Source organism: Parabacteroides sp. CAG:2, assembly GCF_000436315.1.
Taxonomy (GTDB): domain Bacteria; phylum Bacteroidota; class Bacteroidia; order Bacteroidales; family Tannerellaceae; genus Parabacteroides; species Parabacteroides distasonis.
The window spans coordinates 53,705-66,237 of the sequence record NZ_FR885284.1 but is presented as its reverse complement, the minus strand read 5'-3'; the positions used below and the strand labels follow the sequence as shown (position 1 = coordinate 66,237).

General features: G+C 43.0%; 10 protein-coding genes. 7 read left to right on the top strand and 3 right to left on the bottom strand.

What is annotated here, in order from left to right; all coding sequences use genetic code 11:
* Position 1: 1 nt before the first annotated feature.
* The 7 genes from QVP94_RS07465 (at position 2) to QVP94_RS07435 (ending at position 8,759) form a co-directional block, all read left to right on the top strand.
* A complete protein-coding gene (locus QVP94_RS07465) occupies positions 2-1,126 on the top strand; it encodes a glycosyltransferase family 4 protein (RefSeq protein WP_005860774.1) in 1,125 nt (374 codons plus the stop codon).
* A gap of 6 nt (positions 1,127-1,132) precedes the next feature.
* A complete protein-coding gene (locus tag QVP94_RS07460) occupies positions 1,133-2,005 on the top strand; it encodes a glycosyltransferase (RefSeq protein ID WP_005860776.1) in 873 nt (290 codons plus the stop codon).
* A 78-nt stretch (positions 2,006-2,083) separates the two neighbouring features.
* Positions 2,084-2,269, top strand: coding sequence for a winged helix-turn-helix transcriptional regulator (locus QVP94_RS07455; RefSeq protein WP_005860778.1), 186 nt, complete (start codon positions 2,084-2,086; stop codon positions 2,267-2,269).
* Complete coding sequence (locus QVP94_RS07450) at positions 2,266-3,522, top strand: glycosyltransferase family 4 protein (RefSeq protein ID WP_005860780.1); 1,257 nt, start codon at positions 2,266-2,268, stop codon at positions 3,520-3,522. The genes QVP94_RS07455 and QVP94_RS07450 overlap by 4 nt, the downstream gene beginning before the upstream one ends.
* 94 nt (positions 3,523-3,616) lie before the next feature.
* Positions 3,617-5,473 (top strand): RNA/DNA-binding domain-containing protein, encoded by a 1,857-nt coding sequence (locus QVP94_RS07445; RefSeq protein WP_022192286.1) that lies wholly within the window; start codon positions 3,617-3,619, stop codon positions 5,471-5,473.
* A complete protein-coding gene (locus QVP94_RS07440) occupies positions 5,470-6,231 on the top strand; it encodes a glycosyltransferase family 2 protein (protein ID WP_005860784.1) in 762 nt (253 codons plus the stop codon). The genes QVP94_RS07445 and QVP94_RS07440 overlap by 4 nt, the downstream gene beginning before the upstream one ends.
* Positions 6,232-6,254: 23 nt before the next feature.
* Positions 6,255-8,759, top strand: a complete 2,505-nt coding sequence (locus tag QVP94_RS07435; RefSeq protein ID WP_022192285.1) for a YfhO family protein — start codon at positions 6,255-6,257, stop codon at positions 8,757-8,759.
* A 107-nt stretch (positions 8,760-8,866) separates the two neighbouring features.
* On the opposite strand, the gene QVP94_RS07430 is transcribed toward QVP94_RS07435, so the two are convergent.
* From QVP94_RS07430 to QVP94_RS07420, 3 genes are all read right to left on the bottom strand, one after another.
* Positions 8,867-9,994, bottom strand: coding sequence for a glycosyltransferase (locus QVP94_RS07430; protein WP_022192284.1), 1,128 nt, complete (start codon positions 9,992-9,994; stop codon positions 8,867-8,869).
* 102 nt (positions 9,995-10,096) lie between these two features.
* On the bottom strand, positions 10,097-11,515 hold the full coding sequence (gene ahcY, locus QVP94_RS07425) for an adenosylhomocysteinase (RefSeq protein WP_008774364.1): 1,419 nt from the start codon (positions 11,513-11,515) through the stop codon (positions 10,097-10,099).
* Between the two features lie 231 nt (positions 11,516-11,746).
* Positions 11,747-12,502, bottom strand: a complete 756-nt coding sequence (locus tag QVP94_RS07420; protein ID WP_022192282.1) for a glucose 1-dehydrogenase — start codon at positions 12,500-12,502, stop codon at positions 11,747-11,749.
* Positions 12,503-12,533 lie beyond the last annotated feature (31 nt).

The window sequence follows — 12,533 nt, the reverse complement described above, 5'->3', positions numbered from 1 at the left end:
TATGAAAAAACGGGCGATTATACTACATCCGGCGATAGCTCCTTATCGAGTTGATTTTTTTAATTCGTTAGCTAAAGAGTTTGATGCAAGCTTTTATTTTGAGTTTGATAATGCTTTGGAACAGGCTTTTGATCAGGAAAAACTTAGAAAACGATTGTGTTTCGCACCTCATTTTCTTTCTTCAGGTTTTATGGGTATTAAGAATCTGAGGCTTGAGGTACTGACTATTTTGTGGAAGAATAAGGCTGATGTTGTTTTTGTTTCAGAGTATAATTTGTTAGGACTTTTAGTATGTTTTTATAAGTTGTTGTTTAACTGGAATCTAACAGTGGTATCTATATGCGATGATAACGTATCGATGGCTCAAGGAACGCATTTTGTTAAAAAGCTTACCCGTTACGTTATGTTACATATCCTTTCGATCGTGGTACTAGCCGATAATAATGTGTTGACCTGGTATGAAAGCAATTTGAGATTTAAGTCGAAATATGTTTATTTCCCGATCATTCAGTCAGACAACTTTTTTAGAGAACGATTGCTAAAAGCTTTATCAATTTCTGTTTCTATAGCTGATAGGTATAGTTTAATAGGGAAAAAAAATATTTTATATGTGGGGCGTTTGGTTGAGATAAAAAACGTATCTCTTTTATTAAAGGCGTTTCGTCAAGTTAACGCTGATTTTCCAGATGCTAGATTGTTGATTGTAGGTGATGGAGATTTACGAGAAGATTTGGAGTCTCAGGTACAAGACTATATATCTGCGGGTTTAATACGGTTTATGGGAAAACAAGAAGGTTTAGACCTATTGGCTTATTATAATTTAGCACAAATCTTTGTTTTACCTAGTTTATATGAACCTTTTGGTACGGTTGTGAATGAGGCGCTACTGTCTGGTTGCTATACTTTGTGTTCATCTATCGCAGGATCGGCTTGTTTAATAGATGAACCCCAAAATGGTTTAGTATTTGATCCTTCTAATGAGTCCGGTTTATACCATAAGCTTAAAAAAGCACTGATGGGTGCTGTTGGACTTGAAGAGATAGCATTGAAAGGTAATAAGATGCAAATTCGATATGCGGAGAGGATGGATTGTTTGTTAAAGTGTTTATATTTGTCAATTAATTGATACAAAATGGATATTCGTTTAATTTGGGAAAGGTTGTATTGGGCGTTAGTAAAGCGTTTTTTGAAAAAAAAGCAGAAAACGTATGGAGACTGGAAAGCGAAAGGATACATTAATGATCCTACAGTGAGTTTTATCATACAATCTCATAATAAAAGTGTACAGGTAAAACATGTTGTTAATAAATTGAGAAATTACCCGAGAGCCGAGATTGTTGTAATAGATGATGGTTCGGATTACAATCACCATATCTCCTTGATGCGTTTTTTAAATAGGGGTAATGAGTTTCTACTAAGAGCAAATGATTTGTATGAGAATGTGATGTATGACAAAACAATTCGCATGGTAAATGGGCGGTTTGTGGCGTTATTACAGGATGATGATGATTTTAAGGATTTGTCGTGGGTAGATGACGCAGTCTTTTATTTTGAGAAATATCCTGAGTTGGCCATTTTGGGAGGACGAGATTGCCTTGATTTTGCTATAGATAAACAAAAAGGCAGATTTGATATATTGGATTATGATCTTCCTACGAAGGATATTGATTTTTGCTTTGTCCCTCATGTTAATAGAGCTCCGATGTGGCTTAATCGTTCTCTTTTCTTAGAGAAATTAAAACATATTGATTTTGATTTTGCTCCATTCCAATTCGATGATGTAGAGCTGTGTTTACGTACATGGTTGAATGGTTGCCAAGTGGGTTGGTATAAGACGGGGTTTTCTTCTTTGAGTGCGGGGGGGATGCGTATTTGGAATAACGCTTTTACGCAAGAGCAATGTGAAAAGAATATATGTAAGCTGTATGACCTCTATTCTGATAAAGACGTAGAGCTTCATCGGATAATCAATACTTCTAATAATAACTTAGGATGTCATGGATAAATTATATAATAATCGGCCTAACCTGAACAATTCCTTTTATCAGTGCTTGGTTTTGAGCGGATAAATGAATTGTCGGATATGGAACGGGAGGTATATCAGATCTTGCGAGAGGAGCCTACTATCCGTCAAATAGATTTAGCAAATCGTTTGGATTTGACAGAGCAGTATATCCGGAAGCTTATAAAAAAATTGAAAGAGCATGGTTGGATTGAACGCATTGGAGCTAAGAAAAATGGTTATTGGAAAATAATAGAGAAGCCATGAATATATTGATATTAAATACTTCTGAATTAACCGGTGGAGCGGCAGTCGCTGCGAACCGACTAGCGAAAGCATTGGGTAAATCTGGTGTAGAGGTTTCTATGTTAGTACGTGATCGGAAAACAGACCATGTAAAAGTTTTCTCTGTAAATAATTCATGGATTTCACATAGGCTTAATTCTTTTCGCTTCATTTGGGAACGACTGATAATCTTTATCTGTAACTTCTTTAGCAAGAAGAACCTTTTTCAAGTTTCCATAGCCAATACAGGCACGGATTTATCGAAGCACCCATTAGTGCAACAGGCGGATGTGATTCATCTGCATTGGGTGAATCAAGGATTTTTGTGTCTTTCTGATATTAAGAAATTAGTAAATACCGGAAAACCTATTGTGTGGACTATGCATGATTTGTGGCCAGCTACGGCTATTTGTCATTATCCGGGAGGATGTGAGAAGTATATATCGAATTGTTATCAGTGCCCGATGCTGAAACGAAATCCGTTTTTTGATTTAGCGGCTTCTGTTTTTAAGGAGAAAGGGAAAATTGGGTTATCTAAGATTACGTTTGTCGGTTGCAGCCGATGGATAATGGAAGAGGCCCAAAAAGGCAATTGGTTGAGAACAGCCTGTTTTACCTCGATTCCTAACCCGATTGACGTGACAGCCTTTAAGCGTATGGAAAAGCAGGTGGCCCGTAAACGATTCGGCCTGCCGGAAGATAAGTTCCTTCTTCTTTTTGCCGCCGCTAAGCTTTCAGATACTCGGAAAGGAGCGATTTTTTTGATCGAGGCTTGCGAAAAACTAAAAGAGAAATACCAAGATCGCATAGAAATCGTGTTGATGGGAAATAGCTCGGAAGAATTGATTAGCCAGTTTCCTTTTAAGGTGAATACGCTGGGATATATATCGGATCAAGACTCTATGATTTCCGTTTATGCCTGTGCCGATATGTTCGTTATTCCTTCGTTGGAGGATAACTTACCCAATACGATTATGGAGTCGATGGCATGCGGTACGCCTTGTGTGGGATTTGAGACAGGAGGGATTCCGGAGATGATAGATCATTTGAAGAATGGGTATGTAGCTAAATATAAGGATACTGAAGATCTAGCGGAGGGAATTAAGTGGATAATAGATAGTCGGGAATCTTTACAATTAAGTGAGGCTTGCATTCGAAAGGTCCATGATTGTTATCAAGAATCGGTTGTAGCGGGGAGGTATATTGATTTGTATCGGAGTTTAACTTCGCCTTAGAATGAATTCTTTGGATATTTCATCTATATCAAGAATATAGTTACTTTTGTGAAAAATGGAAGTTACTATATAGTATAGGAAGGAATGCTATGAGATGAAAGAGTATTTATCAAATGTTTTAGAGATATTGGAAGAAAAAGGCGTTTTGAACGAATCGTATGATCTGGAGTTCAAAAGTGCGAAGGGGGGGCTTCCTCGGTCTCTTTGGGAGTCTTATTCTGCGTTTGCTAATTCCGAGGGAGGTACAATTATTCTTGGCGTTTCCGAAAAAGATAATTATTGTTATTTGGATGGTTTAGAAGAGGATGTTGTGCGTAAGTGGCTTGATGATTTTTGGAATCAGATAAACAATAAAGAAAAAGTGAGCATTAACCTTTTGACGGCTAAGGATGTTCGTATAGAAAAGGTGAAAGATGATATTAATGTATTAATCATAAGGGTGCCTCCCGCAAGTTTTCGTTATCGTCCGGTTTATATAGGAACGGATATGTTAAAAGGAACTTATAGGCGAGATCATACTGGAGACTATAGGTGCATGCCAGAGGAAGTAAAGCGAATGTTGGCAGATTCCTTGCCTGATAAACCCGATTCTCTTGTGTTGGAACATTCGACGATAGAGGACTTGGATTTGCCAACATTAGATCAATATCGAAATATTCTTCGAAGTGTTAAACCCATGCATCCCTTTTTGACACTTGATAATCTTCCTTTTTTGCAGAGGTTGGGAGCTTGGAAAGTAAATCGAGCGACAGGAACTTATGGTTTAACTGCCGCAGGATTATTGATGTTCGGAAAAACACAATCAATACAAGAATTTTTCCCGGACTATCATGTCGATTACCAAGAGATATCCAATCAAGGGAGTCGCTGGATAGACCGTATATATCCAGATGGTACATGGGAGGCTAATCTTTTTCAATTTTTTCATAGGGTATGGCCTAAATTAAGTTTTTCTTTGCCCAAACCATTTTTATTGGAGAATGGGAGGAGACGTGATGAAGGTGCTATCCATGAAGCTTTGCGTGAGGCTTTTGCAAACAGTATTATTCATGCGGATTATAGGGGGCAGGGAGGAATTGTTATAAAGAAATATCCGGATCGATTCCTGTTCGTGAATCCGGGTTATATGTTAGTTCCTTTGGAACAGTATTATAAAGGAGGATGTAGTGTCCCGAGGAATACTACGATACAAACCATGTTCTCTTTATTAGGTTATGGTGAAAAAGCAGGGTCGGGTAGTCTTCGGATAATGTCGGCTTGGGCTAGTGCGCATTGGAGAAAACCGTTTATATCTATGACCAATAGACCGGATCGTGTTTGTCTAGATTTAAAAATGGAAGTATTGTTGCCTAAGGATAGTTTGGAGCACTTAGAATATATATTTGGGAAGGATGTTCGTAATATGTATGGGGATGCTTTGGTTATATTGTCTACCGCTGAGATAGAAGGGGTTGTCTCAAATCTTCGATTACAGGGTTTACTTAATAAACATTCCTCGGAGATATCTATTATGTTAAAAGATTTATGTTCGCAAGGATATTTAAATCCAGAGAATAAGGGACGTTGGACTTCTTATCATTTGAATAAGGGAATAGGACTTAAACAAGGAAGTTTATTTGAGAACTTGGATGGACACCTTAATGAAAAGATGGACACCTCGGACAAGAAAGATGGACACCTTAATGAAAAGATGGACACCTCGGACAAGAAAGATGGACACCTTGGCAGAAATATGCAAGAAATTAAAAGCTCAGAATTAAAGTCTTATATTGTAGAAATTTGCTCAAGTAGGTATTTAACAATCGAGGAGATCGCGGTAAAAACCCGACGTACTTCAAAATATCTGAAGAATAAGATAGTATCTCAATTATTGAAAGATGGGCTTTTAGAACGTTTATATCCTACTACTCCAAATCATCCTAATCAAGCATATAAAAAGAAACAACAATGAATCAGCAACCTACATTTTCGATCATAACGATCACCTATAATGCGGAGCGATGGTTGGAACGTACGATATTGAGCGTACTTAGCCAGTCGTATCCGAATATCGAGTATATATTGATTGACGGAGCGTCGAAGGATAAGACCGTAGAGATCATCAAGCAATATGAGTCCGGTATCGCTTCTTGGATAAGCGAGCCTGATAAAGGCTTGTATGATGCTATGAATAAGGGATTGAAGCTGGCTACGGGGGACTATGTGTGGTTCTTGAATGCGGGTGATACACTTTATACCGCAGATACCGTGCAAAGAATTGTGGCGTCTTTGAAAAAGAAAGTATCTTTGCCAGACGTGATTTACGGAGAAACCCGGATCGTTGACGCGGAGGGTAGATCATTAGGGATGCGCAGATTGAAAGCACCGGAGAAACTGACTTGGAAAAGTTTCCGGATGGGAATGTTGGTTTGTCACCAGTCGTTTATATCAAAACGGGAGATCGCTCCGTTATATAATACGGAATACCGTTTGACGGCGGATTATGATTGGTGTATCCAATGTCTGAGACGATCGAAAAGAATACATAATACACGTTTGATCCTGTCTAATTTTTTGGAGGAAGGGTTAAGTAGTGTGAACCGGAAAGCTTCCTTAAAGGAGCGATATGAGGTCATGTGTAAGTATTATGGCAAGGTGTCGACGATTCTGTTGCATGGTTGGTTCGCCGTGAGATTCTATTTTGCCAAATGGTTTAAAGGTAGAGTATAAACAATAAATTATAGATAAGTTTTATGCGGAGTATAATGAGTAAATGGGGAAAACATATCGCAGCGATAGCCGTATTCTTGGTATTGACAGTGATTTATTTTTCTCCGGCCGTATTTGAGGGTAAGGTAGTCCGGCAAGGGGATACGGAAAAGGCTATCGGTATGGGGAATAGCCAGATGGATGAATATGAGAAGACGGCCCAACCGGGAGAATTCAGCGCATGGTCCGATGCCATGTTTGGCGGAATGCCTTATGTGTCGGGATATGGAAATCCGGCTCCACGATTTCCCGGATATCTTTTAGTGGAGAAGCCTTTAAAAGCGCTGGGGTATATGGATGCGGGGATGGTGTTTACCGGATTCGTTTGTTTCTATATCTTGATGTGTGTCATGGGCGTAAATTGGTGGTTGGCGATCGCTGGTGCTATCGCTTTCGCTTTAGCGTCTTATAATCTGATCATTATAGAGGCCGGCCATGTCACGAAAGCGTATGTAATCGCTTATATGCCATTAACGTTGGCGGGTATGGCCCTGTTGTTCAAGCGTAAGTATTTATGGGGGGCGGTCGTGTTCTTGTTGGGTGTCGCTTTCTCTATCGCGAATACGCACCTGCAAATCACTTATTATTTATTATTACTTTGCTTCTTCGTTTATTTGGGATATTTGTTCAATAAACTGAAGGAAAAAGCTTATAAAGAACTGGGTACGGTAACCGCTATTATGGCTGGATGCGTGATATTGGCGGTGTTGCCGAATGCCCAGAATATGTATGCTCAATGGGATTTGGGACAGAACTCTATCCGTGGGGCTACGGAATTAACGACAACGACCCCTTCGGGCGAGAAGATCTCTTCCGGCTTGGACAAGGATTATGCGTTCGCTTGGAGCTATGGAAAAGGGGAGTTGTTGACCTTGTTGGTTCCGAATGCCTATGGTGGAAGTTCGGGTGGAATGCTAGGCCCGGATTCTGAGTTATATAAGGAATTAAGGGCGAAAGGCGCTCAAGTCGGAAAAGAGGTACAGGCTCCTACCTATTGGGGAGAGAAGACATTTACTTCCGGGCCGGTTTATTTCGGGGCATTGGTCTGCTTCTTGTTTGTTCTGGGAATGTTCGTGATCCGGAATCCGATGAAATGGTGGTTATTCGGAGGTTCTGTCTTTTTGATATTGCTGGCATTGGGACGTAATTTTGATAGCTTCAATGACTTTATGTTCCATTACTTGCCGATGTATAATAAGTTCCGTACCGTAGAGATGGCATTGGTTATTCCGGGTATGGTATTTCCTATTATCGCTATATGGGGATTGAAAGAGGTGCTATCGGAGACCGTGAGCGATGCCTTGTTGAAGAGAGGATTGATCGTTGCTTTGGCTATCACGGGGGGGCTTTCTTTAATCCTTTGGTTGATGCCGAGTATGCTGTTGGATTTCCGTTCTTCTTTCGACGCTCAATATCAGTTGCCGGATTGGTATTACAACGCCTTGTTAATGGATCGTGCTTCCTTGGCTTCGGCGGATGCGTTGCGCTCTTTGGTCTTTATCTTATTAGGGGCGGCTTTGTTGTTCTGGTTCTATACTTCGAAAGATCGGAAAAAGGTGGCGACATTCGTAGGGATCGGTGTTGCGGTCTTGATGTTGGTTGACTTATGGACGGTGGATAAACGGTATTTGAACGATAGTAACTTTATCCGTCAGAAACCTACAGAGGTATATAAAGAGACGGTAGCCGATCAAGAAATCATGAAGGATAAGGACCTTTCTTATCGTGTCTTGAATTTGAATAATCCTTTCTTGGAGACAACGACCTCGTACTATCACCATTCCGTCGGTGGTTATTACGCTGCGAAGCTGAGACGGTACCAAGAATTGATCGACCACCGTCTGCAAGGAGAGCTTAACTCGGTTATCGGGGCTTTCCAGAAAGCGCAGACCGCAGAGGATTTGATGGGGGCGTTCGCTGCTTGCCCGTCCTTGAATATGCTCAATACACGTTATATTATCTATAATCCGGAGCAACCGCCTTTGAGGAATCCGTTTGCTTTCGGCAACGCTTGGTTTGTGGATAAAGTGGAGGTCGTGGAGAATGCGGATGCGGAAATAGCGGCGTTGAATACGATTAATCCGTTAACGACGGCGGTTGTCGATAAACGTTTCGCCAATGAGGTGAAAGGTTTCACGCCTCAATTGGACTCTACCGCTACGATAACATTGGATAGTTATCGCCCTAATAAGTTAGTTTATACGACGAAGACGAATTCTGAGCAATTAGCGGTATTCTCTGAGATCTATTATCAACCGGGATGGGAAGCTACGATTGATGGGAAGCCCGCTCCGCATTTCCGGGCGGATTGGATATTAAGGGCTATGTTAGTTCCTGCGGGAGAGCATCAGATCGTATTTGAGTTTAGACCGCAAGGTTATATTACGGCGGCTTATATTACTTCTTTCAGTTCGTTGATTATCTTGTTGTTATTGATTGGTGCGGTAGGATATTCGATTTGGAAAGCTAGAAAGCAAAAAGAGATATAAATTCCGGTTGGTTGTAGAGACGGGGCGTGCCCCGTCTTTCTACTGTCTGATCGTATTTTAAGTTACTGTTTTGCTAGGATGAGACGGGGCACGCCCCGTCTCTACAACTAGATGAAACCGCTATTGATAAAATCGAGCAGTTTTCTCGTTAGGGTTTCCCACGAGAGGGCTGCTTTTTCTTTGGATATGTTCGCAGGGATGGTGGCTTGCTGTGAGGGGGTGAAAAGTTCCTCGATACCTTGGGCGAGGGCCGTCGCGGATATCTCAGGCACTACGATGCCTGTACCCGGCTTTTCGATGCTGTTCTTGAAATCGCCTACGGGAGTACTTAACATAGGTAAATCGTAATTGTAGGCTACGGATACGACACCGCTTTGAGTGGCGGAGCGATAGGGGAGTACCAAGGCATCCGCCGCTGAGAAATAAATGGGGATTTCCTCGTCGCTGATATATTCACAGTGGATGAATATACGTTCTTTTGCCGGAGATGCGTCGATCAGAGCCTGATACTTCTCGAAACTACCGTAACATTCGCCGGCTATAATGAGATGGTAATCCTCGTTAAGCTGTCCCATCGCTTCTATCAGCAGGTCTAACCCTTTATAGTCCCGTATCAATCCAAAGAATAAGAGGTTCTTTTGGGACGGACTGATACTTAGTTTCCGGCACGCCTCGTCTCTTTCGATCTTATTTCCGAAATGATTGTAAAGCGGGTGTGGGTTCTGGATATATTTAGCGCCCGGATAGAGTTTCCACAAATCATGCCGCACGTTATCGCTCATTACGATAAAGCCATGGCACTGCCTGAAAAGTAACGAAGCTAAAGGTTTATCAAAGAAGCGTGGCTCATGGGGAATCGCATTGTGGATAAGCGCGATTACCTTACAATGCTTTTTCATCCGGTTCGCTACGTGGGCGTATCCGGGAACGAAAAAAGACATCCAGTAAGAGATAATCAGTACGTCTGGCGCATAAGTGCGAATGGCGTTTACGGTGCTGAAATAACTAACCGGGTTGATGCTATCTAATACTCGCACGCTCTCGATCTTGATCGCACGGTCTCCTTCTTCTACATATTGGGTCTTGCCGGGAAATAAGATATCCGGATAGAGGCGTTTGAAGTTGAAAGCTTTCACTTCATGGCCTTCCTTTACTAATTCCGTATAGAGCATCCCGCTGAATTGGGCGATACCGCCACGATAGGGATAAATAGGGGAGAGAATAGCGAAACGCATGGTAATTGAAATTTAAGAATTGAAAATTGAAAATTAAGAATCGAGAACTACAGGAGCTGCCCTCCCTTCATTATCAATTCTCAACTTTCAATCTTCAATTAATTAGTATCTGTAATGATCAGCCTTGTACGGTCCTTCTACCGGTACGCCGATATAATCAGCTTGCTTTTGTGATAATGTAGATAATTTCACGCCGATACGTTCCAAGTGTAGGCGGGCAACTTCCTCATCCAAGCGTTTCGGTAAGCGGTATACACCTACCTCATAAGCCATTTGCCATAAGTCCATTTGGGCAAGCACTTGGTTCGTGAACGAGTTACTCATTACGAATGACGGGTGTCCCGTAGCGCAACCTAAGTTTACCAAGCGTCCCTCTGCCAATAAGAAGATGGAGTTTCCGTTCGGGAACGTATATTTGTCTACTTGAGGCTTGATATTCGTGTGCTTGATATTCGGATAGTTGACAAGCTTATCCACCTGTATCTCGTTGTCGAAGTGACCGATGTTACATACGATCGCTTGATCTTTCATCTGTGTCATATGCTCGATCGTGATGATATCGCAGTTTCCGGTGGTTGTAACGAAGATGTTACCCTCTTTCACGGCCTCTTCCATGGTCGTAACCTCGAAACCTTCCATAGCGGCTTGCAGGGCGCAGATCGGATCGATCTCGGTCACGAGTACGCGAGCCCCGTAAGAGCGCATGGAGTGAGAGCAGCCTTTACCTACGTCACCGTATCCGGCCACGACTACTACCTTGCCGGCGATCATTACGTCCGTAGCCCGTTTGATGCCGTCCGCCAAAGACTCACGGCAACCGTATAGGTTATCGAACTTGGATTTCGTCACGGAGTCATTAACATTGATAGCCGGAACCAGCAACTCACCTTTCTCCATCATCTGATACAGACGGTGAACGCCGGTGGTCGTCTCTTCCGACACACCTTTCATCTCGGCTACCGTACGGTGCCAACGGCTGTTATCTTCTTGAAGGATACGATTTAATGTATCTAGAATAACCTGTTCCTCATGATTCCCGCCTTTGCGGTTGATGGTCTCCGCATCGTTCTCCGCACGATAGCCCATGTGAATCAATAAGGAAGCGTCACCGCCATCGTCAACAATCATGTGAGGACCTTTGCCTTCCGGGAAACGAAGCGCCATGTCCGTACACCACCAATACTCCTCCAGCGTCTCGCCTTTCCAAGCGAATACCGGTACGCCGTCCGCTGCGATAGCCGCCGCCGCATGGTCCTGTGTGGAGAAGATGTTACAGCTAGCCCAGCGAACGTCCGCTCCCAACGCAACTAATGTTTCGATTAACACTGCCGTCTGAATAGTCATATGCAGTGAGCCGGTGATACGTGCGCCTTTCAAGGGTTTCTGATCGGCGTATTTCTGGCGTAGCGCCATTAATCCCGGCATTTCGTGTTCGGCGATCTCGATCTCTTTGCGACCGAATTCAGCCAAACTCATATCTGCCACTTTATAAGGCAGATTAGTTGGAAATAATTGTGACATAAATTAATACTATAAATGGTTGAGACGCGAAGGTACGAAAAAGCGTTGATAGTAGGTGTTCTTTATCTATGAATTTCCATCTAGGGCAGAGGCTTGCTGAGAGGTACGGTGGGTTCGTTACTGCAACCTGCCATGCAGCAGTTCTGCAACAGCCATGCAGCATTACTGCAACCTGCATTGCAGTAACACTGCAACGCCGTTGCAGTATTGGGCTCTCTGTAGTTTTGCGCTTTAATGAATACTGAAGGCTCCATCTACCAATAGCGCATGGCCATCGACGAAGCTCGCTTGCGGGCTGCATAGCCAAAGTACGGCGTTGGCGATCTCTTCCGGTTTGCCGAGCCGCCCTGCGGGAATGTCGCGCACCAGCTCCTTCTCCAAGGAAGGGTCACGCCGCATTAAGTCTTCCGCCATCGGCGTACGGATAACGCCCGGACATACGGCATTGATGCGGATGTTCTTTGCCGCATAGTCGATAGCGGCGGTACGTGTCAGTCCGATAACGGCATGCTTACAGGCTATGTAGACCGCTTGCCCCGGAAATCCCGTGACTCCACCTTGCGATGAGGTGTTGACGATGGTGCCGCCGCCTTGTTTCAGCATTTGCAGGATCTCATAACGCATGCAGTTCCAGACACCTTTCAAATCGACAGCCACGGTACGGTCGAATTCATCGTCGGTGATTTCCGCCATTGGGCGTTGCGGTGTTTGTATGCCTGCGTTGTTAAGAGCCGCATCCAGTCTTCCGTAGGTAGCTACGGTCCAGTCGATCATCTCTTTTACGGCTTGCGTGTTTGACACGTCGCACCGATACGCTACGGCCTTATGTCCCTCGGCTACTAATTTCTCTACCTGTTCTCCCGGCTCACGGATGTCTGCCAATACGGTTATGTATCCAGCCTTGGCGAAGGCTTCAGCGCAAGCGAGTCCGATACCCATCGCTGAACCGGTTACTAAAGCTACTTTCTCTTCCGTTGTCTTTGTCATGATCATTTGATTTACATTTTGTTATTATTTA